The sequence below is a fragment of the Rhizobium sp. BK591 genome, from assembly GCF_014195045.1.
In the GTDB taxonomy this organism is placed as follows: domain Bacteria; phylum Pseudomonadota; class Alphaproteobacteria; order Rhizobiales; family Rhizobiaceae; genus Rhizobium; species Rhizobium anhuiense.
The window spans coordinates 758116-784234 of the sequence record NZ_JACIAZ010000003.1 but is presented as its reverse complement, the minus strand read 5'-3'; the positions used below and the strand labels follow the sequence as shown (position 1 = coordinate 784234).

Here is a 26119-nt window from a genome sequence, read left to right as displayed (position 1 = left end):
CATCAGAGGCCGAACAATGCCGCGCCGAGCGAGGTCATCTCAGCCCCCTTTATCAGGGAAAAAAGCCCAGCTAGCAAGAACGCCGAAAAACAGGCAAAAATCAGTCCGTCGACACGGTCCATGACGCCGCCATGGCCCGGAATGAGATGGCTTGAATCCTTGACGCCGAATTTCCGTTTGATGAAAGATTCGAAAAGATCGCCCGACTGGCTGCAAACCGACAGAACCAGCGCTACGCCGGCGGCGATGATTTCAGCGCCCGGAAGGAGAAAATGGACGAGAACGACGCCGGCAGCGACGGCTGAAACGGCGCCGCCGATTGCGCCCGACCACGTCTTTCCAGGCGAGATCGAAGGGGCAAGCTTCGGTCCGCCGAGCGCCCTGCCGACGAAATAGGCGAGGATATCGGTTGCCCAGACGACGGCAAAGACGAAGAGCATGGCATAAAGGCCAGGCCGGTCATCGCTTCTGATCGCGGCGAGCGCCAGGCCGGTGGCGCCGGCATAAAACAGGCCAGCCGGAAACCAGCGGCTCGTGCCGTGCAGGATGATCAGGGCGATGCCGACGGCGGTGACGCCGGCCAGCATCCCGGCGGCGAATTCGAAATTGCCGACAAGCACGAGAAAGGCGACTGCCGCCTCGCCGATCCAGCCGACGGCATTGGCGACCCAATCACGCGCGATGCCTGTTATTTTCGACCATTCATAATAGATCAGCAGGCCGATCGCGGCCGCCAGGATACGAAAGGCAAGACCGCCATACCAGGTGGCGGCAAGAACGATGACCGCAAGAATCAGTCCTGAAACGATGCGGAGCTTCAATTCCCTCTGCATCAGGTGCCGACCGCGGCTGCCTGCGACGACAGGCCGCCGAAGCGCCGGTCACGAGAGGCGAATTTCTCGAGCGCCTGGCGGAAGATCTCGGGGCTGAAATCCGGCCAGTATTCCGGAAGGAAGATGAATTCCGAATAGGCGGCCTGCCAGAGCAGGAAGTTGGAAAGCCGCTCCTCGCCGCTGGTGCGGATGATGAGATCCGGATCGGGGATGCCTGCCGTGTCGAGACGGGCGTTGATGAGCGCGGGGGTGATGTCCTGCGCCCTCAGGCAGCCGGCCTCGACATCCCGGGCCAAACTCACCACGGCGCGGGCGATCTCGTCGCGCGAGCCATAGTTGAAAGCGATGACCAGCGTCAGCGCCGTGTTGTCCTTGGTCGTTTCCTCCGCCTCGAGCAGCAGACCGAGAATGTCGCTGCGCAGGCTGTGGCGGTCGCCGATCACCTTGATGCGCACATTCTGGCGATGAAGCTCGGCGAGGTCGCGCCGAATGAAAGCCTTGAGCAGGCCGAGCAGATCGGAAACCTCGGCCTCGGGCCGGCGCCAGTTCTCCGAGGAGAAGGCAAAGAGGGTCAGATATTTTATGCCGACGGCACCGGCGGCGCGCACTGTCTCGCGGACCGCCTCGACGCCCTTGCGATGGCCCATCGTGCGCGGCAGGCCACGCTGCTTGGCCCAACGGCCATTGCCGTCCATGATGATGGCAACATGCTCAGGCACGGTCACAAATACAGATTCCGACATTTCCCGTCCGGTCTTTCCAGGCAAAGGCACAGATCCACTAGACCTGCATGATTTCCTTTTCCTTCTCGCCAAGCAAGCGGTCGATTTCGGAAATCGTCTCGTCCGTCATCTTCTGTACACGTTCCGACTGCGCCCTGCTCTCGTCCTGGCCGATTACACCATCCTTTTCGGCCTTCTTGAGGCCGTCCATGCCGTCGCGGCGGACGTGGCGAATCGCGACCTTGCTCTTTTCAGCATAGTCGTGAGCCACCTTGACGAGCGACTTGCGGCGCTCCTCGTTCAGCTCCGGCAGCGGAATGCGCAGGTTCTGGCCGTCGACGATCGGGTTGAGACCGAGATTGGATTCGCGGATACCGCGCTCGACGGCGCTGACCATCGACTTGTCCCAGACGGAAACCGACAGCATGCGCGGCTCAGGCACGGTGATGTTGGCGACCTGGTTCAGCGGCATGCGCGAACCGTAGGCCTCGATCGTTACCGGATCGAGGATGTTGGCCGAAGCCCGGCCGGTGCGCAGCGATGCGATGTCGCTCTTGAATGCGGAAACCGCGCCATCCATGCGGCGCTTCAGTTCCTTGATGTCGATACCTTCACTCATGTCGATGCTCCCGTATAAAGCGCGTCGCGATCTTTCAGATTCGCTTGCCGCGCTTTAGGTCTTTGGTTTGGCGCATGCCGTCATCGCAAAACCGCTGCACACTTTTGCGCGACATGCTCTAGAGCATGATGCCGAAAAGCGTCAGCGGCTTTCGGACGACATCATGCTCTAACTATTTAATGTAGAACATGATTCAGATTTCAGGCCAACCGGCCTAAAATCATCATGTTCTATCCAGGGCTGCGCCTGATAAAGCGGCGCAGCTTATATCAGTTGTCGGAGACGATGGTCTTGAGGCCACCGCCCGTCAAGATTTCAGCAAAACCGCCCTTCTCGTGGATCGAGAAGACGATAATCGGAATGGAATTCTCCCTGGCGAGCGCGACGGCGGCAACGTCCATCACCGCTAGTCCCCTATCCAGCACTTCCTGGTGCGTCAGGCGGTCGAGGCGGGTCGCATCGGGATATTTCTTCGGGTCGGCGGTGTAGATCCCGTCCACCTGCGTGCCCTTGAAGATCGCTTGTGCGCCCATTTCGGCGGCGCGGAGAGCTGCGGCAGAATCGGTGGTGAAGAAGGGATTGCCGGTGCCGCCGGCAAAGATCACCACGCGTCCCATCGACAGATGATAAAGGGTTGCACGCTGCGAAAAGCTCTCGCAGATCTCCGGCATGGAGATGGCGGAAAGCACCACCGTATCGATGTTCAGCTTGCGCAGCGAGGTCGCCAGCGCCAGAGCATTGATGATGGTGCCGAGCATGCCCATATGGTCGCCGGTGACCCGGTCGCCGCCCTTGGACGCTACCGCGACCCCGCGGAAAATGTTGCCGCCACCGACGACGACGCCGACTTCCACGCCCATATGCCTTGCCTCGGCGATGTCAGATGCAATGCGGTCCGCCACCGCGACATCGATCCCGAAACCCTGGCCACCCATGAGCGCTTCGCCGGAGGCCTTGAGTAGAACGCGTTTATAGACAGGCTCTAAAGACATCTTGGCTCCTCGTAAATTGCCGTGAATGCCCGATACACGAAGGGCATCGCGTTGTCACGCGATGCCCTAGTGTTTTCCCAATTATGGCTGGAAGATCAACCCTTGACGGCAGCCGCAACTTCGGCTGCGAAATCGGTCTCTTCCTTTTCGACGCCTTCGCCGAGCAGAAGACGGGCCATGCCGGCGACTTCGATCGGTGCGCCAACGGCCTTTTCAGCTTCCTTGATGGCGGCTGCGACGGTCAGATCCGGATTGATGACGAAAGCCTGCGAGAGAAGGGCGACTTCCTCGAAGAACTTGCGCATACGGCCTTCGACCATCTTCTCGATGATGTTGTCAGGCTTGCCGGAAGCGCGCGACTGCTCGATGAAGACGTTGCGCTCGCGCTCGGCGACGGCGGCATCGACTTCTTCCGGGCGGATCGCCAGCGGCGCGGTCGCAGCGATGTGCATGGCGACCTGGCGGCCGATTGCGTTCAGGGCTTCCTTGTCGCCGGTCGACTTCAGCGCCACGAGAACGCCAAGCTTGCCGAGGCCGTCGGAAACAGCATTGTGGATATAGGTGGCGACGACGCCGTCCTCGACGGAGAGAGCGGTCGAACGGCGCAGGTTCATGTTCTCGCCGATCGTTGCGATCGCATCCTTGATCGTGTCGGAAACGGACTTGCCCGATGCCGGGTAGGTCGCAGCCGCAACGGCTTCGACGGTACCGTCCGTGGAGACGGCGACCTTGGCGATGCCGCGGACGAGATCCTGGAAGGCGTCGTTACGGGCGACGAAGTCGGTTTCGGAATTAACTTCGACGACGACGGCCTTGGTGCCCTGGCTCGAAACGCCGATGAGGCCTTCAGCGGCGGTGCGGCCGGACTTCTTGTCGGCCTTGGCGATGCCCTTGGCGCGCAGCCAGTCGATCGCCGCTTCCATGTCGCCACCGGTTTCAGCAAGAGCCTTCTTGCAGTCCATCATGCCTGCGCCGGTCTTTTCGCGCAGTTCCTTCACCATTGCAGCCGTAATCTCGCTCATTAGCTTCCTCTTGTCGGTTCATACGGTGGGCCGCAGAGCGCGGCTCGGCACCGGATTGAGGCACGAAATGTACCTGTATGTATGACAGCGTGATGAAGACGCGCCATACCGAAACTTAGTCTGGCGAAGAGCCTGACGCCCTCGCCCTGAAACAGGCAAGGCCGCCGAACTTCGATGAGTCGCGAGCGGCCTTTCCCAGTCTCTGTAAGCTTTGGCGGAGCTTTCGATCCGCCCGCCTTCATCAGCCTTCGGCTGCTTCCTCGAGAGCCGGCTCGACCGGAACCTCGGAGGATGCGCCGAGATCGCGGCCGGAAGAGCTCTGCTGACGCGCAATACCGTCGATGGCGGCGCGGGAGATCAGCTCGCAGTAAAGAGCGATGGCGCGCGATGCGTCGTCGTTACCCGGGATCGGATAGTCGATCAGGTCCGGATCGCAGTTCGAGTCGATAATGGCCACAACCGGGATGCCGAGGCGCTTGGCTTCGTCGATCGCGATCTTTTCCTTGTTGGTGTCGATGATGAACATCAGGTCGGGGGTGCCGCCCATATCGCGGATACCGCCGAGAGCCTTGTCGAGCTTTTCACGCTCGCGCTCGAGGTTCAGGCGTTCCTTCTTGGTGAAGCCCTGGGCTTCGCCGTTCAGGATCTCGTCGAGCTTGCGCAGGCGCTGGATCGAGTTGGAGATCGTCTTCCAGTTCGTCATCATGCCGCCGAGCCAGCGCGAGTTGACGTAATACTGGGCCGAACGCTTGGCGCTGTCGGCGATGATCTCAGACGCCTGGCGCTTGGTGCCGACGAAGAGAACGCGGCCGCCGCGGGCAACGGTGTCGCTGACGACCTGAAGGGCGCGCGACAGCATCGGAACGGTCTGGGCCAGATCGATGATGTGAATGTTGTTGCGATCGCCGAAGATGTACGGTTTCATCTTCGGGTTCCAGCGATGCGTCTGGTGGCCGAAGTGGACGCCTGCCTCGAGAAGCTGGCGCATAGAAAAATCAGGCAATGCCATGCCTTGTTACTCCTTTTCCGGTTGAACCTCCGCAAGGCGAACAGCACCCTCTTCGAGGATGCCACCGGGCGGAACAGCCCGGATTTCTCCCGGACGATCCCATGCCTTACGTGTGGAATGCCGGTGCCCATACATTCGATTTGGCGCAAAAGCAAGGCTTATGCCGAAAAAACCGACCCATTAACCCGGCACCGCGTATCGATGCGGGAAAAAATGAAAAGGATAACTGTCGGCTTCTGCGAACGCCGCCGTTCAACTCGCCAGCGCGAGACCTGCGACAGACATCAATTTGGATGCAGGTGCCCTGCCAACAGCTTTGCTGCAAGGATCGCATCACCCTTGCAGATCAGGGCGGTGCGTGGACGATTTGATCGTCGCCGATCACCCGACCGTGGTTTTTTCAAAAGCCTGCGTCTACTTGCAGACCTCGGCCTTGCGTTCGAGCAACTCCAGCTTGGCAAGCTTGCCGGTCAGGACGAAATCGCCGTAATCCATCGTCAGGTCGCGGGTGATGCCGTTCTCATAGAGCTTGAACGACATGCGGTAGACCGGCAAAGCATCCGATTTCGCATTCTCGTTGAAATAGGCGATCGTCACCGGCCAGAAGGCGGTCTTGGAGAAGGCGCCGGCATTCCCGGCATCGGCCTCCTCGGCAATCGGCGTCTCCTGCTTGCCGACGATCGTCGTCGTCACCAGCGATTTGTCGCCGTCATCGGAACCGTCGAAGACGCGCGCCTCGAAGAAGCGCTTGCCGTCCTTGGCGTTCTGGATGACGTCGAGCATATGTTCCGTGGGAAAACGGCTTTCGGCAAGCTGCAGTTCGCGGCTCGACGGCTGCTTGAGATCGACCTTGACACCGTCGGGCTGATCCTGCGCGGCACCGTTGACCTCCTTATCGAGCTGGTCGTCGGTGAAGGATTTGGTGTCGAAGGTGAACTTGCCATCCTTCAGGTTCTCGAAGGTCTTCGTCTGCTGGTCGCTGACGCGCACGCTGTCGCCGGTATCGATCTGCGTGACGAAGCGGAAGTTGGTCGTGAAGCCCTGGCAATAGCTGCCGTCGAACTCATAGACCATCCGACCATACATGCCGGCGATGCCGGAGCGGTCCGAAGCGTCCTTCAATTCCAGATCGTAGACCGCGCGATGTGCGACGAGGCCGGTCGCGATCGCAGCGCTTACCGCGGGCGCAGCCGCCCATGCATTGGCGGAAACGCTGGCGAGAAGCAGAGCGACAAGACTCGATCGGAACATTCATTAACTCCTGTTGGACTCGGTCGCGATGTTATAAGAACGCTTTCGGCCAAATCGAGGCTCGAACCTGTCATATTAAAGATTCTAGTCTTGATGCATAATTTTTGAAGAATTGACAACAAAAGCGGAGACGAAAATGTCCGATGAAATTGCTGCACGCCTGACTGAGATGGGGATAACCCTGCCCGAAGCCGCAGCACCTGCTGCAAATTACGTTCCCTATGTCATCAGCGGCAATCTTCTCTACATCTCCGGCCAGCTGCCGCTCGAAGGCGGCAAGGTCGCCGTCACGGGCCATCTCGGCAAGACCGTCGACGTTGCGGGCGGCCAGCGCGGCGCCGAACTCTGCGCCATCAACATCCTCGCCCAGGCGAAGGCGGCACTTGGCGGCGATCTCGGCCGTATCCGGCGCGTCATCAAACTGAACGGCTTCGTCGCCTCGGCGCCCGACTTCGTCGAGCAGCATCTCGTCATCAATGGCGCTTCGAACCTGATTGCCGGCGTACTCGGCGAGGCCGGCAAACATGCGCGCGCCGCCGTCGGCATGGCTGCCCTGCCGCTGAACGCCGCCGTCGAGATAGATGCTATCATGGAAATCGCCGAATGACCACCAATGCTGCCTGGATCAAGGACGTGCCGGTCGCCCATCGCGGCTATCACGACCTCAACAAGCATGTCTGGGAAAACACGCTTTCGGCCTTTTCGCGTGCCGTCGAAGCGGGCTTTGCGATCGAATGCGACCTGCATTACGCCTCCGACGGCGTGCCGGTCATCTTTCACGACGAGGACCTGCAGCGCCTGTGCAATCTCAACGGCGACATCCGTGAGCGCACGTCGCGGGAGCTTGGCCTGATCGCCGTCGGCGGGACCAGCGACAAGGTGCCGACGTTGCGCCAGCTCCTTGACCTCGTCGAGGGCAAGGTGCCGCTGGTGCTGGAGCTCAAGGGTCGCGAGGCCGATGACGAGGGTTTTGCCGAAGCCGTTCTCGAAGTGCTCGAAAACTATGAGGGCAAGGTGGCGCTGATGAGCTTCGACCACTGGCTGCTGCGCGATCTGAAGGCGCTTGGCTCACCCTACCCGCTCGGGCTGACGGCCAACGGCAACACGCCGGAGGAGTTCAAGACGCATGCGAAGGCGATGGAGATCGGTCTCGATTTCATCTCCTATTATTATGACGAGCTGCCGAATGCCTTCATCACAAGTCAACGCGAAAAGGGCATTCCCGTCATTACCTGGACGGTGCGTGACGAAGAGGCGCGCCGGCGTACATTCGCAAACGCAGACCAGATGACTTTCGAAGGCTTCGATCCGCGCGTGGCGGTTTGACGCTCGCTTTTTGGCCAAGATCATGCGCAAACTGCCACATAATTCCTTAGATCGGAATCGATTTAAGGATAAAATTGTGCAGCAACTCAAAGCGTTACAGCGTCCTTTGCGCGTCTGAAAGACGCGTGGCGCTGTAAGGCAGAGCCGAAACCATCCTCCCACAGGCTTCGCATTTGCTCCATGACTGATGAACTGTCCATTCGCGTAGAACGCTCCTTCACCGCGATTTCCCCGGAGAGCTGGTCCAGGCTTTCCGGGGCCTCGAAGACTTGCGCCACGCTTGCCTACAACCCCTTCGTTTCGCACGCCTTTTTGTCGTCGCTGGAGGAATCCGGTTCAGCCAGCGCCGAGACCGGCTGGCTCGGCCACCACCTGCTGCTCGAAACCGATCGCGGCGAGCTGATCGGCGCCCTGCCCGGCTATCTCAAGAACCACAGCCAGGGCGAATATGTCTTCGATCATGGCTGGGCCGACGCCTTCGAACGGGCCGGCGGGCGTTATTACCCCAAACTTCAGTGCTCCATTCCGTTCACGCCGGCGACAGGTCCGCGTCTTCTTGTCGCCGAGGGGCTGCAGCGGCTGCCGATCCAGAGCGCCATCGCCGAAAGTCTGAAGGAGGTCGTGCGCCGGCTCGGCATCTCCTCGGCCCATATCACCTTCGTGCCGGACGAGGAGATCGGCGTTTTCGAGATGGACGGCTATCTGCACCGCACCGACCAGCAATTCCATTTCATCAATGACGGCTATGCCAATCACGAGGCGTTTCTCGAAACGCTCGCCTCGCGCAAACGCAAGGCGTTGCGCAAGGAGCGCCGCGCCGCGCTCGAAAACGGCATCAGCATCGACTGGCTGACCGGCCGCGACCTGACGGAGCGCATCTGGGACCAGTTCTTCAAATTCTACATGGATACCGGCGGCCGCAAATGGGGCCGGCCCTACCTCACCCGCAAATTCTACTCGCTGATCGGCGAGCGCATGGCCGATGACATCCTGCTCGTCATGGCCAAGCGCGACGGGCGTTATGTCGCCGGCGCAATCAACTTCATCGGCGGCGATACGCTCTATGGTCGTCACTGGGGCTGCATCGAGGATCATCCCTTCCTGCATTTCGAGGTGTGCTACCACCAGGCGATCGACTTCGCCCTTTCGAAAGGGCTGAAGCACGTCGAAGCCGGAGCGCAAGGCGAACACAAGCTTGCCCGCGGTTACCTCCCTGTGACGACGCATTCGGCCCACTACGTCGCCCATGCCGGCCTTCGCCGGGCAATCGGCGACTATCTCGCGCGCGAGCGCGCCGATGTCGAGCATATGAGCGAGGTGCTGAGTGAGCACAGTCCTTTCCGCAAGGGCGAGCGCCTGCAGGAGGATTGACGCTGCCCTGCCGGGCGCGTTACCCGATCAACCCCTGCATAGCTCCATAAATCGGAATCGATTTAAGGAGTTATGCAGTAATTTAAAATGCTACAGCGTCCTTTGGGCGTCAGAAAAGACGCGCGGCGCGGTAGGAACCGAGGAGATTTCGCGATGACCGACCCGGCCGACTATGACGACAACAATATCTTCGCCAAGATCCTGCGCGGCGAAATCCCCTCACACCGGATCTACGAGGACGCGCACACGATCGCCTTCATGGATGTGATGCCCCAGGCGCCGGGCCACGTGCTCGTCGTTCCCAAACCGGCGTCGCGCAATATCCTCGATGCCGATCCAGCGACCCTCGCCCACGCGATATCAGTCGTCCAGAAGGTCGCCATTGCGGTCAAGGACGTCTTCGATGCCGACGGCGTCTTCATCGCCCAGTTCAACGAACCGGCCGCCGGGCAAACGGTGTTTCATCTGCATTTCCACGTCATCCCGCGCCATGAGGGTGCTGCGCTCAAGCCGCATTCCGGCAAGATGGAGGATGGCGCCATGCTTGCCGCCCATGCCGAAAAGATCAGGGCGGCACTGGCGTAACATCGATCCCTGGCGATGCCCAGAAACGAAAAAGGCCGCGTGTAAGACGCGGCCGTTTCCAATTTGGTGGGACGAAAGCTCACTTCTTGCGCGGAACCTTCGGAACCGTGCTTCCCTTCTTCGGAGCGTCGCGGACTTCAGGCTCGGCCTGCGGCACGGTCTTGGCGCGAGCCTTGGGAGCCGGCTTCGTCTTCAGCTCGCCATCCCCCTCATCGCCGGCTTCGGGATGCACGACCTCAGCTTCCGGCTTCGGCTTGATCGGCGCCGTATCCGGAATGGCTTCCAGCACGATGCCGGGCTTGCCGTCTTCCTTCGGGCCGACGGTGACGTTGACGACGCCGCCCTTCTTCAGCTTGCCGAAGAGGATCTCGTTGGCAAGCGGCTTCTTGATCGTGTCCTGGATGACACGGGCAAGCGGGCGGGCGCCCATCTTCTCGTCGTAACCCTTTTCCGAAAGCCAGGCGATCGCGTCCTCATGCAGGTCGAAGGTGACGTTCCTTTCGGAAAGCTGGGCCTCCAGCTGCATGATGAACTTCTGCACGACCTTGTGGATAACGGCCGTCGGCAGCGCCGCGAAGGGAATGATCGCGTCGAGACGGTTGCGGAACTCCGGCGTGAAGAGGCGGGTCAGCGCCTCCTCGTCCTCGCCGGTGCGCTTGGACGAGCCGAAGCCGATCGCCGCCTTGGCCATTTCGGAAGCGCCCGCATTGGTCGTCATGATCAGGATGACGTTGCGGAAGTCGATCTTCTTGCCGTTATGGTCGGTCAGCGTGCCGTGGTCCATGACCTGCAGCAGGATATTGTAGATATCCGGATGCGCCTTCTCGATTTCGTCGAGCAGGACCACGCAATGCGGGTGCTGGTCGACGCCATCGGTGAGAAGACCGCCCTGGTCGAAGCCGACATAGCCGGGAGGTGCGCCGAGCAGACGCGAAACCGTGTGCCGCTCCATATATTCCGACATGTCGAAGCGCAGGAGTTCGACGCCGAGCGACGAGGCCAGCTGCTTTGCCACCTCGGTCTTGCCGACGCCGGTCGGACCGGAGAAGACATAGGCGCCGATCGGCTTGTTCGGTTCGCGAAGACCGGCGCGCGCCAGCTTGATCGACGTCGAAAGAGCTTCGATCGCGATATCCTGGCCATAGACGACCGACCGCAGTTCCTGCTCGAGATTGGCGAGCACGGCTTCGTCGTCCTTGGAGACGGTCTTCGGCGGAATACGCGCCATCGTCGCGACCGTCGCCTCGATCTCCTTTTCAGTGATCAGCTTGCGGCGCTTCGACGGCGGCAGCAGCATCTGGGCCGCACCCGTTTCGTCGATCACGTCGATCGCCTTGTCGGGCAGCTTGCGGTCGGAGATGTAGCGGGCCGACAATTCGACGGCCGACTTGATGGCGTCGTTCGAATAACGCAGATGGTGATACTCTTCGAAATAGGGCTTCAGGCCCTTCATGATTTCGATTGCATCATCGATCGACGGTTCGCTGACGTCGATCTTCTGGAAACGACGCACCAGCGCCCGGTCCTTCTCGAAGAACTGGCGATATTCCTTGTAGGTGGTCGAACCGATGCAGCGGATCGCGCCCGATGACAGGGCCGGCTTCAGGAGGTTCGAGGCATCCATCGCGCCGCCCGAGGTGGCGCCGGCGCCGATCACCGTGTGGATCTCATCGATGAAGAGCACGGCGCCCGGATATTCTTCCAGTTCCTTGACGACCTGCTTCAGGCGTTCTTCGAAATCGCCGCGGTAGCGCGTGCCGGCGAGCAGCGTGCCCATGTCGAGCGAGAAGATCGTCGCATCGGCGAGCGCTTCCGGAACCTTGCCTTCGACGATGCGCTTGGCAAGGCCTTCGGCGATCGCCGTCTTGCCGACGCCGGGATCACCGACGTAGAGCGGATTGTTCTTCGAACGACGGCACAGGATCTGGATGGTGCGGCTCACCTCGGCGTGACGGCCGATCAGCGGATCGATCTTGCCGCCCTTGGCCTTCTCGTTGAGATTGACGCAATAGGCTTTCAGCGCATCCTGCTGCTTCTTGGGGCCGCCCTCTTCTTCGCCGCCGCGCGCCGTCGGCTTGCTGCTTTCGGCTTCGTCCTCGGCGCCGCGCGGCGGGCGAGCCTCCGAAGCGCCAGGCCGCTTGCCGATGCCATGGGAGATGTAGTTGACAGCGTCGTAGCGGGTCATCTCCTGCTCCTGCAGGAAATAGGCAGCATGGCTCTCACGCTCGGCGAAGATCGCGACGAGCACGTTGGCGCCGGTCACCTCTTCGCGGCCGGAGGATTGCACATGGATGACGGCACGTTGGATGACGCGCTGGAAGCCGGAGGTCGGCTTCGAATCCTCGTCATAACCGGTGATCAGATTGGACAGTTCATTATCGACATATTCGACGAGCGTCTTGCGCAGCGCGTCGAGATCGACATTGCAGGCGCCCATGACCGCGGCCGCATCGGCATCGTCGATCAGGGCGAGCAGCAGATGCTCGAGCGTCGCATATTCGTGGTGCCGCTCGTTGGCAAAGGTCAGTGCCTGATGGAGCGCCTTCTCTAAACTAGGCGAAAATGTTGGCACGTTCAGATCCTCACTTCTTTTCCATGACGCATTGCAGCGGATGCTGGTGCTGCCGGGCGAAGTCCATCACCTGGCTGACCTTCGTTTCCGCTACCTCGTATGTGAATATTCCGCATTCGCCGACGCCGTGGTTATGGACATGGAGCATGATGCGGGTGGCACTTTCACGATCCTTCTGAAAAAAACGCTCCAGAATATGGATGACGAATTCCATGGGAGTGTAGTCGTCATTCAAAAGCAGCACACGATAAAGATTGGGCTTCTTGGTCTTCGGCTTAGTGCGTGTGATGACCGAGGTTCGATTTGCGTTGTCCCCGTTCCTTTCGCTGTCGTTCTGCATCCGGATCGGCGTTGCGATCATTGTCATTCATTCCTCAAGCAATCCGGCGGAGCATGGGAGGGTGCTTTTCCCGCCGAATATCTGAAACACTAACTTAGTTCATAATAGGCTGATTTTAAGCCCCCTGTCAGTCACTGCAATCAAGAAATGGCCGGCATGCACGGGAAAGACCAAAAAAGTCCCCAAAGCATGTCGCGCAAACCGTGCAGCGGTTTTGCGGCAACGACATGCCTAAAAACAAAGACCTGAAGCGCGAAGAGCGAATCTAAAAGATTGCGCCGCGCCTTAGCCCATTCCATGGAAGCGCTGCAGCGAAAGTGGAAACAAAAAGACCGGCCACAGATGCGTAGCCGGTCCTCATATTTCAATATGTAGCGCAGGTTGCGCCGGGATAATCAATTCACGCGGCGGCTGATGTCGCCGCCGGCGCCGACTTGGTGGCCTTGGCGACGGCAGCGGCGATCGGAGCCTCGTAGGGCTTGTAAGCGGACTTGGCGAGATCGGCATACATCTCGCCGAGCTTCGTCGTCTCGGAGACAAGGTTCTCATAGTACGACTTGACATAGCTCGTCTGCAGCTCGAAAGCTGCCTCGAAGCTCTTGGCGCCGGCCAGCGTTTCGAAGTGCGTCACCGCATCCTGGAAGGATTTCTTCGAATATTCAGCGGCTTCGGCGGCGATCGCCTGAAAGCCCTTGGCCGTCTCGGAATAGGTTTTCAGCGCCGTGTCGACGGCTTCCTTGCTCTTTTTGTTGGCATCGTCAAAGTTGAACATGAGGCATCCTCCGTTGGGCTGTGGCTGGCGGCAGGGTAGCTGCAATGCACAAATAGTCAAGTAGTCTTGTGCGCTGCAAAACATCCGAAGGTTGCATTACAAAAAGATAACAAAGCATGCGCGCCGGGGCACGTACGTCTTTAGTTGATTTTGCTAATATATATCACAAAGACACAACCGGAGGCTTTAAAAAAATTTTGACTCGGCAACAAAAAAACAAAAAAAGACCGGGCGGATCGCGCCGCCCGGTCCCTTGAAGTTTTCGAGAACGATCAGAGATCGACGTCGAGGATCGCCATCGAAAAGTTGTAGGAGCGGTCGCCGTCCTCGTCATCGATATAGACGACGCCCAGAAATTCTTCGCCGAGATAGACTTCCGCAGAATCATTCTTGCGCGGACGCGCCTTGACGATGATCTGCGGGTTGAACATGCGTTTGAAATAGGCGTCGAGCTTCTTGATTTCTTCTGGCTTCACTCTGTCATCTCCGTAAGCAGTCTTGATTGGCCGCTTCTTGCACAGGAAAAGCAGCGGTGTAAAGGCAAGGGTTGCCGCTTGGCGATTCTGTCCCCGCTCAGGCTCCGCCGACTGTTCCTATCCTTTATCCAACAGGCGCTCAGATATCAGCGCCGATTACCTGATCCATGTTGCGCGACGGCTCCGAACAACCGGCTTCGCCGACAACCTTGGCCGGCACGCCCGCGACCGTCTTCTTGGGCGGCACCGCCTTCAATACGACGGAACCGGCGGCGACGCGTGAGCAGTAGCCGATCTCGATATTGCCGAGGATCTTCGCGCCGGCGCCGATCATGACGCCGCTGCCGATCTTCGGATGGCGGTCAGCGCCCTCTTTGCCGGTGCCGCCGAGTGTCACGCCGTGCAGGATCGAGACGTTGTCGCCGATAACGGCCGTCTCGCCGACGACGAGGCCGGTGGCGTGATCGAGGAAAATGCCCTTGCCGATACGGGCGGCGGGATTGATGTCGGTCTGGAAGACGCTGGAGGAGCGGCTCTGCAGATAGAGCGCGAAATCACGCCGGCTGCGGTTCAGCAGCCAATGGGCCAGTCGATGCGTCTGCAGCGCGTGGAAGCCCTTGAAATAGAGCACCGCCTCCATGAAGCGCAGGCAGGCGGGATCGCGGTCGTAGATGGCCTGGATATCGACGCGCAGAATGGAGCTCCATTCCGGCCAGTCGAGGAGCATCTCCTCAAAGGTCTGGCGAAGCAGGTTCGCCTGCATGTCGGGGTGATCGAGACGTTCGCAGATGCGGTGGATGACGCATTCCTCGAGCGAATGGTAGTTGATCACCGTCGAATAGAGGAAGGCGGCGAGAACGGGGTCCCGTTCGGCGGCGAGCCGGGCTTCCTCGCGCAGGCTGTCCCAGATGGGATCCATCACCTTCACGGGATGGCCTGTGTCAAAAGCACGGATGTCAGTCTTTGCGACCATCGCCGCTCTCCTCGTTGCCAGCCGGAATGCCGTTTTCGGAATGCCAATATATAGAGGAAAACGCCAATAACATAAATGGGTGCCGTCGCCATGGTTTTTTAGCATGGTTTTTCGCCATCACGATGATGTCAGCGATGAGCGACCCTTGCATAGAAGGCCAGCACCGCCTGCTTGAAAACCCTGTCGCCGACGGCGAGCATATGATCGCGGCCCGGAATATCGAGTGCTTCGGCATTGGGCATCAGCGCCGCCAATTCCTGCGGTGAGCCGGCGATATCGTCCTTGGTGCCGACGCCGATCAGCGTTGGCATGTCGAGCTTGGCCATGTCAGAACGGGCGACGAGATCGCGTGAGCCGCGGATGCAGACGGCAAGGGCAGTGCGGTCACTCTTCGTCTGCTCGGCGAAGGCGCGGAACATGCGACCGCGGCTATGCGTCACCGCCTCCAGCGAGGGCGCCAGCAGCGCATCGGCGATCGGGTCCCAGTCGCCGACACCGTCGGTCATGCCGATGCCGAGGCCACCGAGCACCAGCGAACGGACGCGATGCGGATTGGCAAGTGCGGCAAAGACGGAAATGCGCGCCCCCATCGAATAGCCCATGACATTGGCTTCGGGGATGCCGAGATGATCGAGCAACGCGATCGCATCGCCGGCCATGACCCAGGGACGATAGGCTTCGGCATCGTGCGGCTTGTCGCTTGCACCATGGCCGCGATTGTCGATGGCGATCACCCGGTAACCGGCATCACCCAGCGTCTTCAGCCAGCCCGGATGCACCCAGTTGACGTTTGCCGTCGAGGCAAAGCCGTGGATCAACAAGACGGGGACACCGGCCGGATCGCCCTCATCGAAGAAGGCGAGCTGCAATCCGTCATGGGTGAAGCTTGAAAATGCGGGCGTATTCAGGTTCATCGGGTCTTCCTTTTGGCGCGACCATAATCGAGCCGCCTTTTATCGTGAAGCCAAAAACTGTGGCTGAAAACTGTGCCCGAAAACTGTGACTGGCGCGGCGCTTTGGCTCTACACATTTGCGGCGAAGACTTATAAGGTTCGCGCACATTTCAAAGCATTCGGAGAGCGACATGGCCGGCCACAACATTCCCCACTTCCAGAACGACGGCGGTCACCGCGTTATCGAAGTCGGCGTCAAGGAATTCATGTGCACCGGCGCTTCGGCTCCCTTCGATCATCCGCACATCTTCATCGACATGGGCGACGACAACGAAAAAGTCTGTTCCTACTGCTCGACGCTCTACCGCTTCAATTCGGCGCTCAAGCCCAGCCAGACCAATCCGGCCGGCTGCGTTTTCCACGTGAAGGCGGCGTAGTCGGTCCAGATCCGGATCGGGCGAACCATGCCGGTCGAACATGCCGCCATCATCGGCGCGGGGATCTCAGGGCTGACAGCCGCCCTTGCGCTTTCGCGCCGGGGTATCAGCTCGGAGATTTTCGAGCAGGCGGGCGAACTCGCCGACATCGGCGCCGGATTGCAGATCTCGCCGAACGCCTCGCGCATCCTTGCCGAACTCGGTATTCTTGAAGGCCTGTCGAAGCTCTGGCTCGAGCCGGACGCGATCCGGCTGATATCGGGCAGTTCACTGCGCCAACTCGCGGCGGTGCCGGCGGGCAAATTCGCGCGGCAACGCTGGGGCGCGCCCTATGGCGTCCTGCACCGCACCACATTGCAGAAAGCCCTTCTGGCTGCAGTCGCGGCCGACCCGCTCTGCCGGCTTCATCTGGGTGTGCGGATGGAATCGACGCTGCCGCCTTTCGAGCAGACCGCCGATGTCGTGATCGGTGCGGATGGTGTCTGGTCGAAGCTGCGGCAATCCGTTCCGGGCAGCCCCTCGCCGCGCTTTTCCGGCAATATCGCCTACCGCTTCACGATAACCGAGGATGAAGCGCCCGCTTTCCTCGACCGGGCAAGCGTTTCGGCTTTCCTCGGCGGTTCGGCGCATCTCGTCTGCTATCCGCTGAAGGAGACCGGCAGCTTCAACATGGTGGCGATCACCGCCGGCAACATCGCACCGCAGGCCTGGCAAAGCGAGCCGACGGCCGAACAGCGCACGCAACTGCGGACGCGGCTTGCCGGCTGGAACGCCGCAATCGTCTCGCTGCTCGAAAAACACCCGAAGCTGACGTTCTGGCCGCTGTTCGAAACCACATCAGGCGCTTGGCAGGACGGCCGAAAGACGATTCTGATCGGCGACGCCGCGCATGCGATGATGCCTTTTGCCGCCCAGGGAGCGGCGATGGCGATCGAAGACGCCTATGAACTCGCCGCCTTTCTCTCGAACCATCCCGTGTCGGAAGCACTGGCGCTGTTCGAAAGACATCGGGCGCCGCGTATCGCGAAACTTCGCCAGCGTGGCGCCTTCAACCGGTTTGCCTATCATGCGAAAGGGCCGATCCGGATCGGCCGCGATCTCGTGCTCGGCCTCAAGCCGCCGCAAAGCCTGGCGGCGGATCTCGACTGGATCTACGGCTATCGGTCCGTGCAGTTGCCATAGAGCGCTGCAAGCGGCAGCATCGCCCGGCGATGCCGCTCAGACGGCACTTGCAGCAGCAAAACCCCGCTCGATATCGGCCTTGAGGTCGGCCACATCCTCGATGCCAATCTGCAGGCGGATGACAGGGCCATCCGGCGGGGCCTTGGCGACCTTGCGATCGTTGAGATGGGCGTGCAAGGCGAGGCTTTCAAAGCCGCCCCAGGAATAGCCGAGCCCAAAAATCCTCAGCGCATCAAGGAAGGCATGCGCCTTTGCCGTGAATTTCTCGGGGCTGTCGGCCGCAAGCACGAAGGAAAAGATGCCGCTGGCGCCCTTGAAATCGCGCTTCCAAAGATGGTGAGAGGGGAAACTCGGCAGGGCCGGATGCAACACGCGGGCGACGTCCTCCCTGCCCTCCAGCCATTCGGCGATATCAAGCGCGCTTTCATAATGCCGCTCGAGGCGCAGGCCCATGGTGCGCAATCCGCGCAGGATCTGGTAGGCATCATCGGGTGCGCCGCAGATGCCGAGCACGCCGTTCGATTCCTTCAGCCGCTCCCAGTGCTCGGCATTGGCCGAAACCGTTCCGAGCAGAATATCGGAATGGCCGGACGGATATTTCGTCGCCGCATGGATGGAGATGTCGACGCCGTGATCGAGCGGCCTGAAATAGAGCGGCGTCGCCCAGGTATTGTCCATCATGACGATGGCGCCAAGGCGGTGCGCAACGGCCGATATCGCCGGAATGTCCTGCATTTCGAAAGTGTTGGAGCCGGGAGCCTCGGTGTGGACGATCTTGGTATTCGGCCGAAACAACGCCTCGATGCCGGCGCCGATCGTCGGATCGTAATATTCCACCTCGACGCCGAGACGCTTCAGCATCGTATCGCAGAAATGCCGGGTCGGACCGTAGACCGAATCGACGACAAGCGCATGATCGCCGGCGGCGGAAAAGCCCAGGAACGGAATGGTGACGGCCGCGAGACCCGAGGGCACGAGGATCGTGCCGGCTGACCCTTCGAGCGCGTCAATCGCCTCGCAGAGCGCATCGGTCGTCGGCGTGCCGCGCGTCCCGTAAGTGTATTTCTGCGCGTGTGTCTTCATCACCTGCGCATTCGGAAACAACACCGTCGAGGCGTGCACGACCGGGGGATTGACGAAGCCGTGATAGTCGAAGGGGTCGTTGCCGATATGGGTCAGGCGGGTGTTGATGCCGGCATTCTGCAGCAAGCTGTCTTTGTCTTTCATGTCGGAAATAGCCTTTGGCGAAGGGTCGCGAAACCAGACTTTTGGACGCCCCGTAATATCCGGTCAACCCCTTGGAGATGGATCGCCAGCGACGGACCAAAGCGGCGGAACTCACGATTTCGCGTTAATTTTCCGCAACTAGCCGCCTATTTCATAACCAAGTGCCCATCAACGCGGCGCAATCTGCCAAAATGCTGAAATTTGCCGCAATTATTGACCGCGACACTTGACCATGGTGACATTTGCGACTGTGATAGAACAACTCGCGCCGGGAGGGTGTCGAGCAAATGGGGAGGCGGCAGATTTCGCCGGAACTTCCCACAAGAAAATACAAGACAACGGAAAAGGTTGGGAAAAAAAATGAAGAACAAGCTTCTGTCGGCCTCAATCGGCGCAGCAGTTTTCGCTCTTGGCGCTTCGGCTGCTTCGGCCACGACACTCGAAGATGTAAAGGCAAAGGGTTTCGTTCAGTGCGGCGTCAATACCGGCCTTACCGGCTTTGCCGCACCTGACGCTTCCGGCAATTGGGCCGGCTTCGACGTCGACTTCTGCAAGGCGGTCGCCTCGGCTGTCTTCGGCGACCCCACCAAGGTCAAGTACACGCCGACAAACGCGAAGGAGCGCTTTACTGCCCTTCAGTCCGGCGAAATCGATGTTCTCTCGCGCAACACCACGTGGACGATCAACCGCGACACCGCACTCGGCTTCAACTTCCGTCCTGTCACCTATTATGATGGTCAGGGCTTCATGGTTCGCAAAAGCCTGAACGTGAAGTCGGCTCTCGAACTTTCCGGCGCCGCGGTCTGCGTACAGTCGGGCACGACCACGGAACTGAACCTCGCCGATTACTTCAAGACGAACAATCTGCAGTACAATCCGGTCGTCTTCGAGAATCTTCCTGAGGTCAACGCGGCCTATGACGCCGGTCGTTGCGACGTTTACACGACCGACCAATCCGGTCTCTATTCGTTGCGTCTGACGCTCAAGAATCCCGACGAACACGTCATCCTTCCTGAGATCATCTCCAAGGAGCCGCTTGGCCCGGCCGTCCGTCAGGGTGACGATCAGTGGTTCGACATCGTTTCCTGGACGGCTTATGCGCTGATCAATGCCGAAGAGTTCGGCATCACCCAGGCAAATGTCGACGAGATGAAGAACTCGCCGAACCCGGACATCAAGCGCTTCCTCGGCAGCGAGGCCGACACCAAGATTGGCACCGATCTCGGCCTGACCAATGATTGGGCCGCCAATATCATCAAGGGCGTCGGCAACTATGGCGAAATCTTCGAGCGCAATATCGGCCAGGGTAGCCCGCTCAAGATCGCACGCGGCTTGAATGCTCTGTGGAACAAGGGCGGCATCCAGTACGCACCGCCGGTTCGTTAATCGAGCACCAGCATGAAATGCCGGGAAGGCGGCCAGCCGCCTTCCCACTTCCAAAAAGTTAAAAAGAAAGCCCGAAAACGGGCACAAGGGGATTGGCGCGGCATGACGCATGAGGCTGTGGATAGGACACCTTTGCATAACACCGGCTGGAGTTTCCGGTCGGCAATGTACGACCCGAAATACCGGAGCATATTTTTCCAGGTTTTGACAATTGTTGCCCTCGTGGCGTTTGTGTGGTGGGTTGCCCATAACACGGCCGTAAACCTTGCCCGCAGCAATACGGCATCTGGTTTCGGCTTTCTCAGCGGTCGCGCCGGTTTCGAAATCGGCCAGTCGCTGATCGGCTATTCAAGCGACTCGACTTATGCACGCGCACTTCTCGTCGGCATTCTGAATACTTTGCTGGTGGCGGTGACGGGCATCATCACGGCGACCATCATCGGTTTCATTATCGGGATCGGCCGGCTGTCGCGGAACTGGCTGATTTCCAAGCTCTGCACGGTCTATGTCGAAATCTTCCGCAACATTCCGCCGCTGCTCGTCATCTTCTTCTGGTATCTCGGCGTTCTCTCCGTCCTGCCCCAGCCGCGCGAATCGGTGGGGCTGCCGTTCAATATGTTCCTCAACAACAGAGGACTAGCCTTCCCGAAGCCGATCTTCGAGACAGGCATGATCGCGGTCGGCATCGCCCTGGTGATTGCGATTGTCGCCACCATCATCATGGCGCGCTGGGCCCATAAACGCCAGGCCGCAACTGGCCAGCCGTTCCATACGGTATGGGCGTCGATCGCGCTGATCGTCGGTTTGCCATTGCTGGTTTTCATTGCTTCCGGCTTTCCGCTCACCTTCGATGTTCCGATCGCCGGTAAATTCAATCTGACGGGCGGCTCGGTCGTCGGCCCGGAATTCATGTCGCTGTTTCTCGCTCTGTCCTTCTATACCGCATCCTTTATCGCCGAGATCGTTCGCGGCGGCATTCGCGGCGTTGCGAAGGGACAATCCGAGGCAGCCGGCGCGCTGGGGCTGCACCCGTCGAGCGTGACGAGACTTGTCGTGGTGCCGCAGGCGCTGCGCATCATCATCCCGCCGCTGACGAGCCAGTACCTGAATCTGACCAAGAACTCCTCCCTCGCCATCGCGATCGGTTTTTCGGATCTCGTTGCCGTCGGCGGCACAATCCTCAATCAGAGCGGTCAAGCGATCGAGATCGTTTGCATCTGGGGTATCGTCTATCTCGGCTTGAGCATTCTCACGTCGCTGTTCATGAATTGGTTCAACGCCAAGATGGCACTGGTGGAGAGATAAGATGTCGGTCGCCGATAAACCCTTCGTCAGAACGTCCATCCTTGCGGCCGAACCGCCGCCCCCCGGGGAGCGCGGAGCCGTCGCCTGGATACGCCGCAATCTTCTTGCAACCCCGAAAGACATAATCCTGACGATCCTGGCTGTTGCGCTGATCGCATGGGCCGTGCCGCAACTGGTCAACTGGCTGTTCATCCAGGCCGTATGGTCCGGCCCGGACCGCACATTCTGCGCGACGACGATCCAGGGCGGCATCCAGCCTGATGGCTGGAGTGGAGCATGCTGGGCCTTCGTCAGCGCCAAATACGATCAGTTTATCTTCGGCCGCTATCCGCTCGACGAGCGTTGGAGGCCGGCGATCGTCGGGATCCTGTTCATTGTGCTGCTGGTTCCGATGCTGATCCCGTCGGCGCCGCGCAAGGGACTGAACGCCATTCTTCTGTTCGCCGTCCTGCCCGTCATCGCCTTCTGGCTTCTTCACGGGGGTTTCGGCCTCGAAGTGGTGGATACTCCGCTCTGGGGCGGGTTGATGGTGACCCTTGTCCTGTCCTTCGTCGGCATTGCCGTTTCCCTGCCCTGCGGTATTCTGCTTGCGCTGGGGCGCCGCTCGAAGATGCCCGTCATCCGGATGCTTTGCGTTACCTTCATCGAGGTCATTCGAGGCGTTCCGCTGATCACCGTCCTGTTCATGGCCAGTGTCATGCTGCCGCTCTTCCTTCCCACCGGCTGGAACGTAGACAAATTACTCCGGGCGCTGATCGGTGTTTCGATCTTCACCTCGGCCTATATGGCTGAAGTGATCCGCGGCGGCCTTCAGGCGATCCCGAAGGGACAGTTCGAGGGCGCCGATTCGCTTGGCCTCGGTTATTGGCAGAAGACACGGCTGATCATCATGCCGCAGGCCATCAAGCTCGTCATCCCGAGCATCGTGAACACCTTCATCGGAACGTTCAAGGACACGTCGCTGGTCACCATTATCGGCATGTTCGACCTGCTCGGTATCGTCAAGCTGAACTTCTCCGATGCCAATTGGGCAAGCGCCGTCACGCCGATCACCGGCCTGATCTTTGCCGGCTTCATCTTCTGGCTGTTCTGCTTCGGCATGTCGCGCTATTCAGGCTTCATGGAACGCCATCTCGATACCGGCCACAAACGATAAGAACGCTAAAACGATAAGAATGAGGGAAAATAGTCATGGCTGAAGCTCCAGCGAAAAAACTCACCGTTTCCGCAACGGAAGTGGCGGTCGAGATCGTCAACATGAACAAGTGGTACGGTGATTTCCACGTGCTGCGCGACATCAACCTGAAGGTCATGCGCGGCGAGCGCATCGTCATCGCCGGGCCGTCGGGCTCGGGCAAGTCGACGATGATCCGCTGCATCAACCGTCTGGAAGAGCATCAGAAGGGCAAGATCATCGTCGACGGCACCGAACTCACCAACGATCTGAAGAAGATCGACGAGGTCAGGCGCGAAGTCGGCATGGTGTTCCAGCACTTCAATCTCTTCCCGCACCTGACGATCCTCGAAAACTGCACGCTGGCGCCGATCTGGGTGCGCAAGATGCCGAAGAAGCAGGCGGAAGAGATCGCCATGCACTTCCTGAAGCGGGTCAAGATCCCGGAACAGGCCAACAAATATCCGGGCCAGCTCTCCGGCGGCCAGCAGCAGCGCGTGGCGATCGCCCGCTCGCTCTGCATGAATCCGAAGATCATGCTGTTCGATGAGCCGACCTCGGCGCTCGATCCGGAAATGATCAAGGAAGTGCTCGACACCATGGTGGGCCTTGCCGAGGAAGGCATGACCATGCTCTGCGTCACCCATGAAATGGGCTTTGCCCGTCAGGTCGCCAACCGCGTCATCTTCATGGACCAGGGTCAGATCGTCGAGCAGAATTCGCCGGCCGAGTTCTTCGACAATCCGCAGCACGAACGCACTAAGTTGTTCCTCAGCCAGATCCTGCACTAAGCTTGGGAGCCGAAGCTTTTTAAAGGACCCGCCGCGCCTTCCGGTTCGGCGGGTCTTTTTACGTTCAGCGAGAGGCTGTCGCCTGCAACAGACTGCAGAGACCGACAAGACCGGAATCGGAACCGCCGGAAGCAGAGCCGCTTGAGGCGGAGATATCGGCGCAACGGACAAGCATCTTGCGCTGCTCGTTGACGGGCCTCGCCCGGAAGGCCTCCAGAGTGCGGACCTGCGACGGGCTGAGACCGCCGCCAGGCACGGATCCGTCACCGCCACTTGCCGCGCCAGCCCCGTCCACCCCGCCTACCCTACCGACGGCGAGATTGGCATCGACGCCACTACCGCCTCCGATCGAGGCCGTGGCGTTGGCATCGGCCCCATCTGAACCGCCGGCACGTGCGTTGAGATCGGCATTGACGCCGCGTCCGCCGCCGATCCTGGCATTGGCGCTTGCGTCGAGACCGTTGCCGACGCCGGCGTTGACATCGGCATCGATGCCCTGGCCGCCGCCGGCATTGGCAGTCGCATCGGCATTGACGCCGTTCGAGCCGCCGACGGAAGCATCGGCGCTGACGCCGCGCCCGCCGCCAAGCGAAGTCCCGACATCAGCGCTGACGGCATTGCCTGCATTCACCGACACGCCGACATCGATCGCATGCGCATCGCTTGCCGGCATGGCAAGCAATGCGCAGGTGGATGCGAGCACTGCAAAGGACATTCTATGATGGTTCTCACTCATGGTTTTCCTCCGTTTCCATTCGCCGAACGATCTGTCCGGCAGTCGAAAATCGAGGAACGCGCGTACCTTCGATCGTTGGATGCCTGCAACCTGCAGGGCGTCCATGGCAAAGCAACGTGAAGGGTTGGCGAATGTTTCGCCACACGGCACGGCAAGTCGGTCCGGCGGCCGGCAATGATGTTACATGCTTATCGAAATACGAATTGTCCGACCGACTGTGCCGAAAACGGCCATGTCTGGCGGCGATTGGAGAGCCGACGAAGTCATTTCCCTCGCAATCGCGCCAGCAATCTTCAGGCAGTTGCAGAACCTGCAAGCAAAGCGCCGTTCTCGATGCGATTGACGGCGAGATCCATTTGCAGTTGCCGATCGGCTGCCCCTGCCCCGGATTTGGCTTTTCCATCGTCGATTGAGACCGGTAAAAATAACTCCCGTTCCGCCTGGATATATCGGGCGGGAATTCCATGTTTCAGCATGTTCTCATCTAATGGAACTGGAGGTTTAGAATGGGCATTTTCGACAAGATCAAACATGCAATCTTCGGAGAGGCGAAAGCAGCCGAACCCGTCGCTGTCAGCCCGCAACAGATAGAGCCGGCGCAAGCGCCTGCCTCACCGTCGGCGGCGCCCAGTCCGACGCCTGCAGCCGCTCCCGCTCAGAGCAAGCCCGCCACGGTCACAGTCGATATCGTGCCCCTCCTTGACGCAGCGGTGAAGAAAAGCGGCCAGAAACTCGATTGGCGTCGCTCGATCGTGGACCTGATGAAAGCCGTCGGGATGGATGCAAGCCTGACTGAGCGCAAGGAACTCGCCGCTGAACTCGGCTATACCGGCGACACCAACGATTCCGCAAAAATGAATATGTGGCTGCACAAGGCCCTAATGAAGCGGCTTTCGGAAAATGGCGGCAAGGTCCCGGCCGATCTCCTGGATTGAACGCAGCGAATGGCTGCCGCCATGATATGGCGGCGGCTATCCAGCCGCCAGAGAGATCACAGCCGGAGCAGACCGCGAAACAAGGCGTCCCCTTGCCCGCAGGCACTGGAACCAATAACGTTCCGCTCGATACTTCGATAAATCGATCAGGGAGAATAAATCCGATGAGATTGATGGCAGTCGTTGGTCTTGCACTTAGCTTGGGCTGTATTTCGGCCGCAGAATCTCCTTCAAACTATCAATCCTACAGCGGCATTCGGGTCGATACCGACCCGGTTCTTCTGGCTCGATACGAAAAAGCTCTCCAGCGGTGCGTGCCGGAGGCAGGGTCATGGCGACGCGGCTCGCCGGATCCACGAAGCCTAGATTACAACGCGGTGCTCAGAAATTGCCTCTACAGGCGCAGCTTTGTCGACAGAGGCGTCTACGCCTACCCCATCCCTCAGGTCTACTTCGATCATTTCCTGGATCGCTAAGAAGAGCTAATCAGTTCCAATCTGCCGCAGCGTCTCACGCATGAAACACAAACCCCGCCAATTTGGCGGGGCTGTATTAACACGGCTGGCAGATGTCAGCGTTTGGCGCCGCCTGGCGGCCGGCCCTTGCCCGTCTGGCGATTGCCGCTCCCGGACGCGGTCTTGGCATCGTTGCCCTGACCGAAGTTGGTGCCGCCGAGATGACCGCCGCCACTGGTGTTGGCGACCTGGCGCTGCGCTCTGCGCAACAGCGCCTCTGCATTGGTCTTGCTCATGACATTCTCCTCAATGGCCGGAAAACCCAGCCGAAATGCTGTCGCCTGCATCCGCGGTCAAAGACCAGCGGCATGTCAGGCAGCGACGATGTTGCCGGCGGAGCTTTTGCCGGAACGGCTATCCTGGATGACGTCGAAGCCAACCTTCTGCCCCTTATCAAGGGACGCCATGCCAGCCTGCTCGACGGCTGAAATATGGACGAAGATATCGGTCGAGCCGTTGTCCGGCTGAATGAAGCCGAAGCCCCGCGTCGGATCAAAGAATTTAACCGTGCCTGTGTTCATGACGGTCTCCTCTCAAGCGCATAAACAATCGCCCTCCGGCGACTGCTGGACGGCGTAGAAATCGATTTTGAAAGGAAAGATCAGCTGGGCCGCCTGAGGCGCGAACCAAAGCTCGACAAGCAATTTCGATGGAAGAATCGATAGGCCGGCAATG

The 26119-nt window shown here is 59.8% G+C and carries 30 protein-coding genes; 12 read left to right on the top strand and 18 right to left on the bottom strand.

The window, feature by feature from the left end; all coding sequences use genetic code 11:
* Positions 1-2 precede the first annotated feature (2 nt).
* The 7 genes from FHX10_RS17195 to FHX10_RS17165 form a co-directional block, all read right to left on the bottom strand.
* Positions 3-833, bottom strand: a complete 831-nt coding sequence (locus FHX10_RS17195) for a phosphatidate cytidylyltransferase (protein ID WP_097623115.1) — start codon at positions 831-833, stop codon at positions 3-5.
* Positions 833-1576, bottom strand: a complete 744-nt coding sequence (locus FHX10_RS17190; RefSeq protein ID WP_028757646.1) for an isoprenyl transferase — start codon at positions 1574-1576, stop codon at positions 833-835. Before FHX10_RS17190 ends, FHX10_RS17195 begins: the two co-directional genes overlap by 1 nt.
* Positions 1577-1613: 37 nt before the next feature.
* Positions 1614-2174 (bottom strand): ribosome recycling factor, encoded by a 561-nt coding sequence (gene frr / locus FHX10_RS17185; protein ID WP_028757647.1) that lies wholly within the window; start codon positions 2172-2174, stop codon positions 1614-1616.
* A 269-nt stretch (positions 2175-2443) separates the two neighbouring features.
* The gene (gene pyrH, locus FHX10_RS17180; RefSeq protein ID WP_047614960.1) at positions 2444-3166 is read right to left on the bottom strand and encodes a UMP kinase; all 723 of its coding nucleotides are present in this window, start codon (positions 3164-3166) and stop codon (positions 2444-2446) included.
* A 95-nt stretch (positions 3167-3261) separates the two neighbouring features.
* Positions 3262-4188: a translation elongation factor Ts gene (gene tsf / locus FHX10_RS17175; protein ID WP_047614958.1), complete on the bottom strand. Its 927-nt coding sequence runs from the start codon at positions 4186-4188 to the stop codon at positions 3262-3264.
* Between the two features lie 241 nt (positions 4189-4429).
* Positions 4430-5197 (bottom strand): 30S ribosomal protein S2, encoded by a 768-nt coding sequence (gene rpsB, locus FHX10_RS17170; RefSeq protein ID WP_003573382.1) that lies wholly within the window; start codon positions 5195-5197, stop codon positions 4430-4432.
* Positions 5198-5611: 414 nt separating this feature from the next.
* Complete coding sequence (locus FHX10_RS17165) at positions 5612-6448, bottom strand: cell envelope integrity EipB family protein (RefSeq protein ID WP_047614955.1); 837 nt, start codon at positions 6446-6448, stop codon at positions 5612-5614.
* A 136-nt stretch (positions 6449-6584) separates the two neighbouring features.
* Here FHX10_RS17165 and FHX10_RS17160 point away from each other — a divergent pair, with 136 nt between their 5' ends.
* From FHX10_RS17160 to FHX10_RS17145, 4 genes are all read left to right on the top strand, one after another.
* The gene (locus FHX10_RS17160; RefSeq protein WP_047614954.1) at positions 6585-7055 is read left to right on the top strand and encodes a RidA family protein; all 471 of its coding nucleotides are present in this window, start codon (positions 6585-6587) and stop codon (positions 7053-7055) included.
* The gene (locus FHX10_RS17155; protein WP_047614952.1) at positions 7052-7774 is read left to right on the top strand and encodes a glycerophosphodiester phosphodiesterase; all 723 of its coding nucleotides are present in this window, start codon (positions 7052-7054) and stop codon (positions 7772-7774) included. Before FHX10_RS17160 ends, FHX10_RS17155 begins: the two co-directional genes overlap by 4 nt.
* Before the next feature lie 180 nt (positions 7775-7954).
* Positions 7955-9145, top strand: coding sequence for a GNAT family N-acetyltransferase (locus FHX10_RS17150; protein WP_184389892.1), 1191 nt, complete (start codon positions 7955-7957; stop codon positions 9143-9145).
* Positions 9146-9298: 153 nt separating this feature from the next.
* Complete coding sequence (locus tag FHX10_RS17145) at positions 9299-9730, top strand: HIT family protein (RefSeq protein ID WP_047614948.1); 432 nt, start codon at positions 9299-9301, stop codon at positions 9728-9730.
* Between the two features lie 79 nt (positions 9731-9809).
* On the opposite strand, the gene clpA is transcribed toward FHX10_RS17145, so the two are convergent.
* The 6 genes from clpA to FHX10_RS17115 all read right to left on the bottom strand — a co-directional run bounded on the left by clpA (position 9810) and on the right by FHX10_RS17115 (position 15777).
* Positions 9810-12302 carry an ATP-dependent Clp protease ATP-binding subunit ClpA gene (clpA, locus tag FHX10_RS17140; protein WP_097594576.1) on the bottom strand — a complete coding sequence of 831 codons (2493 nt, stop codon included), beginning with the start codon at positions 12300-12302 and terminating at the stop codon, positions 9810-9812.
* A gap of 10 nt (positions 12303-12312) precedes the next feature.
* Entirely contained in the window at positions 12313-12663 is a 351-nt protein-coding gene (gene clpS / locus FHX10_RS17135) for an ATP-dependent Clp protease adapter ClpS (protein WP_063475503.1), read from the bottom strand.
* A 379-nt stretch (positions 12664-13042) separates the two neighbouring features.
* Positions 13043-13414: a phasin family protein gene (locus tag FHX10_RS17130; RefSeq protein ID WP_047614944.1), complete on the bottom strand. Its 372-nt coding sequence runs from the start codon at positions 13412-13414 to the stop codon at positions 13043-13045.
* A gap of 272 nt (positions 13415-13686) precedes the next feature.
* Positions 13687-13890: a DUF3126 family protein gene (locus FHX10_RS35470; protein WP_010021897.1), complete on the bottom strand. Its 204-nt coding sequence runs from the start codon at positions 13888-13890 to the stop codon at positions 13687-13689.
* A 139-nt stretch (positions 13891-14029) separates the two neighbouring features.
* A complete protein-coding gene (gene cysE, locus FHX10_RS17120; RefSeq protein WP_097623113.1) occupies positions 14030-14863 on the bottom strand; it encodes a serine O-acetyltransferase in 834 nt (277 codons plus the stop codon).
* A 128-nt stretch (positions 14864-14991) separates the two neighbouring features.
* The gene (locus FHX10_RS17115; protein ID WP_097623112.1) at positions 14992-15777 is read right to left on the bottom strand and encodes an alpha/beta fold hydrolase; all 786 of its coding nucleotides are present in this window, start codon (positions 15775-15777) and stop codon (positions 14992-14994) included.
* A 170-nt stretch (positions 15778-15947) separates the two neighbouring features.
* Here FHX10_RS17115 and FHX10_RS17110 point away from each other — a divergent pair, with 170 nt between their 5' ends.
* On the top strand, positions 15948-16193 hold the full coding sequence (locus tag FHX10_RS17110) for a zinc-finger domain-containing protein (RefSeq protein ID WP_003539274.1): 246 nt from the start codon (positions 15948-15950) through the stop codon (positions 16191-16193).
* Between the two features lie 27 nt (positions 16194-16220).
* Positions 16221-17375 (top strand): FAD-dependent monooxygenase, encoded by a 1155-nt coding sequence (locus FHX10_RS17105; RefSeq protein WP_097623111.1) that lies wholly within the window; start codon positions 16221-16223, stop codon positions 17373-17375.
* Between the two features lie 36 nt (positions 17376-17411).
* Here the strand turns inward: FHX10_RS17105 and FHX10_RS17100 are convergent, their stop codons facing one another.
* Positions 17412-18602, bottom strand: a complete 1191-nt coding sequence (locus tag FHX10_RS17100) for a cystathionine beta-lyase (RefSeq protein WP_063475501.1) — start codon at positions 18600-18602, stop codon at positions 17412-17414.
* A 360-nt stretch (positions 18603-18962) separates the two neighbouring features.
* Here FHX10_RS17100 and FHX10_RS17095 point away from each other — a divergent pair, with 360 nt between their 5' ends.
* The 4 genes from FHX10_RS17095 to FHX10_RS17080 all read left to right on the top strand — a co-directional run bounded on the left by FHX10_RS17095 (position 18963) and on the right by FHX10_RS17080 (position 23258).
* On the top strand, positions 18963-19988 hold the full coding sequence (locus tag FHX10_RS17095) for an amino acid ABC transporter substrate-binding protein (protein ID WP_047614893.1): 1026 nt from the start codon (positions 18963-18965) through the stop codon (positions 19986-19988).
* Positions 19989-20090: 102 nt separating this feature from the next.
* Positions 20091-21293, top strand: a complete 1203-nt coding sequence (locus tag FHX10_RS17090) for an amino acid ABC transporter permease (RefSeq protein ID WP_047614891.1) — start codon at positions 20091-20093, stop codon at positions 21291-21293.
* 1 nt (position 21294) lies between these two features.
* Positions 21295-22449 (top strand): amino acid ABC transporter permease, encoded by a 1155-nt coding sequence (locus FHX10_RS17085; protein WP_047614889.1) that lies wholly within the window; start codon positions 21295-21297, stop codon positions 22447-22449.
* Between the two features lie 35 nt (positions 22450-22484).
* Positions 22485-23258 (top strand): amino acid ABC transporter ATP-binding protein, encoded by a 774-nt coding sequence (locus FHX10_RS17080; RefSeq protein WP_063475500.1) that lies wholly within the window; start codon positions 22485-22487, stop codon positions 23256-23258.
* A gap of 64 nt (positions 23259-23322) precedes the next feature.
* On the opposite strand, the gene FHX10_RS17075 is transcribed toward FHX10_RS17080, so the two are convergent.
* The gene (locus FHX10_RS17075) at positions 23323-23994 is read right to left on the bottom strand and encodes a hypothetical protein (protein ID WP_179867862.1); all 672 of its coding nucleotides are present in this window, start codon (positions 23992-23994) and stop codon (positions 23323-23325) included.
* A gap of 293 nt (positions 23995-24287) precedes the next feature.
* Positions 24288-24527, bottom strand: coding sequence for a hypothetical protein (locus FHX10_RS17070; RefSeq protein ID WP_132574641.1), 240 nt, complete (start codon positions 24525-24527; stop codon positions 24288-24290).
* On the opposite strand from FHX10_RS17070, the gene FHX10_RS17065 reads away from it, so the two are divergent.
* The gene (locus tag FHX10_RS17065; RefSeq protein ID WP_097544379.1) at positions 24501-24929 is read left to right on the top strand and encodes a DUF3597 domain-containing protein; all 429 of its coding nucleotides are present in this window, start codon (positions 24501-24503) and stop codon (positions 24927-24929) included. The genes FHX10_RS17070 and FHX10_RS17065 overlap by 27 nt on opposite strands.
* A 164-nt stretch (positions 24930-25093) precedes the next feature.
* Entirely contained in the window at positions 25094-25405 is a 312-nt protein-coding gene (locus FHX10_RS17060) for a hypothetical protein (RefSeq protein ID WP_082849734.1), read from the top strand.
* Positions 25406-25500: 95 nt separating this feature from the next.
* Here the strand turns inward: FHX10_RS17060 and FHX10_RS17055 are convergent, their stop codons facing one another.
* Complete coding sequence (locus tag FHX10_RS17055) at positions 25501-25680, bottom strand: hypothetical protein (protein WP_063475497.1); 180 nt, start codon at positions 25678-25680, stop codon at positions 25501-25503.
* A 75-nt stretch (positions 25681-25755) separates the two neighbouring features.
* Positions 25756-25965 carry a cold-shock protein gene (locus tag FHX10_RS17050; protein ID WP_047614884.1) on the bottom strand — a complete coding sequence of 70 codons (210 nt, stop codon included), beginning with the start codon at positions 25963-25965 and terminating at the stop codon, positions 25756-25758.
* Positions 25966-26119 lie beyond the last annotated feature (154 nt).

Coding starts and splice junctions, on each gene's coding strand:
- FHX10_RS17195 (WP_097623115.1), bottom strand. CDS start 833: ATGCAGAGGGAATTGAAGCTCCGCATCGTTTCAGGACTGATTCTTGCG.
- FHX10_RS17190 (WP_028757646.1), bottom strand. CDS start 1,576: ATGTCGGAATCTGTATTTGTGACCGTGCCTGAGCATGTTGCCATCATC.
- frr (WP_028757647.1), bottom strand. CDS start 2,174: ATGAGTGAAGGTATCGACATCAAGGAACTGAAGCGCCGCATGGATGGC.
- pyrH (WP_047614960.1), bottom strand. CDS start 3,166: ATGTCTTTAGAGCCTGTCTATAAACGCGTTCTACTCAAGGCCTCCGGC.
- tsf (WP_047614958.1), bottom strand. CDS start 4,188: ATGAGCGAGATTACGGCTGCAATGGTGAAGGAACTGCGCGAAAAGACC.
- rpsB (WP_003573382.1), bottom strand. CDS start 5,197: ATGGCATTGCCTGATTTTTCTATGCGCCAGCTTCTCGAGGCAGGCGTC.
- FHX10_RS17165 (WP_047614955.1), bottom strand. CDS start 6,448: ATGTTCCGATCGAGTCTTGTCGCTCTGCTTCTCGCCAGCGTTTCCGCC.
- FHX10_RS17160 (WP_047614954.1), top strand. CDS start 6,585: ATGTCCGATGAAATTGCTGCACGCCTGACTGAGATGGGGATAACCCTG.
- FHX10_RS17155 (WP_047614952.1), top strand. CDS start 7,052: ATGACCACCAATGCTGCCTGGATCAAGGACGTGCCGGTCGCCCATCGC.
- FHX10_RS17150 (WP_184389892.1), top strand. CDS start 7,955: ATGACTGATGAACTGTCCATTCGCGTAGAACGCTCCTTCACCGCGATT.
- FHX10_RS17145 (WP_047614948.1), top strand. CDS start 9,299: ATGACCGACCCGGCCGACTATGACGACAACAATATCTTCGCCAAGATC.
- clpS (WP_063475503.1), bottom strand. CDS start 12,663: ATGATCGCAACGCCGATCCGGATGCAGAACGACAGCGAAAGGAACGGG.
- FHX10_RS17130 (WP_047614944.1), bottom strand. CDS start 13,414: ATGTTCAACTTTGACGATGCCAACAAAAAGAGCAAGGAAGCCGTCGAC.
- cysE (WP_097623113.1), bottom strand. CDS start 14,863: ATGGTCGCAAAGACTGACATCCGTGCTTTTGACACAGGCCATCCCGTG.
- FHX10_RS17115 (WP_097623112.1), bottom strand. CDS start 15,777: ATGAACCTGAATACGCCCGCATTTTCAAGCTTCACCCATGACGGATTG.
- FHX10_RS17110 (WP_003539274.1), top strand. CDS start 15,948: ATGGCCGGCCACAACATTCCCCACTTCCAGAACGACGGCGGTCACCGC.
- FHX10_RS17105 (WP_097623111.1), top strand. CDS start 16,221: ATGCCGGTCGAACATGCCGCCATCATCGGCGCGGGGATCTCAGGGCTG.
- FHX10_RS17100 (WP_063475501.1), bottom strand. CDS start 18,602: ATGAAAGACAAAGACAGCTTGCTGCAGAATGCCGGCATCAACACCCGC.
- FHX10_RS17095 (WP_047614893.1), top strand. CDS start 18,963: ATGAAGAACAAGCTTCTGTCGGCCTCAATCGGCGCAGCAGTTTTCGCT.
- FHX10_RS17090 (WP_047614891.1), top strand. CDS start 20,091: ATGACGCATGAGGCTGTGGATAGGACACCTTTGCATAACACCGGCTGG.
- FHX10_RS17085 (WP_047614889.1), top strand. CDS start 21,295: ATGTCGGTCGCCGATAAACCCTTCGTCAGAACGTCCATCCTTGCGGCC.
- FHX10_RS17080 (WP_063475500.1), top strand. CDS start 22,485: ATGGCTGAAGCTCCAGCGAAAAAACTCACCGTTTCCGCAACGGAAGTG.
- FHX10_RS17075 (WP_179867862.1), bottom strand. CDS start 23,994: ATGAGTGAGAACCATCATAGAATGTCCTTTGCAGTGCTCGCATCCACC.
- FHX10_RS17065 (WP_097544379.1), top strand. CDS start 24,501: ATGGGCATTTTCGACAAGATCAAACATGCAATCTTCGGAGAGGCGAAA.
- FHX10_RS17070 (WP_132574641.1), bottom strand. CDS start 24,527: ATGTTTGATCTTGTCGAAAATGCCCATTCTAAACCTCCAGTTCCATTA.
- FHX10_RS17060 (WP_082849734.1), top strand. CDS start 25,094: ATGAGATTGATGGCAGTCGTTGGTCTTGCACTTAGCTTGGGCTGTATT.
- FHX10_RS17055 (WP_063475497.1), bottom strand. CDS start 25,680: ATGAGCAAGACCAATGCAGAGGCGCTGTTGCGCAGAGCGCAGCGCCAG.
- FHX10_RS17050 (WP_047614884.1), bottom strand. CDS start 25,965: ATGAACACAGGCACGGTTAAATTCTTTGATCCGACGCGGGGCTTCGGC.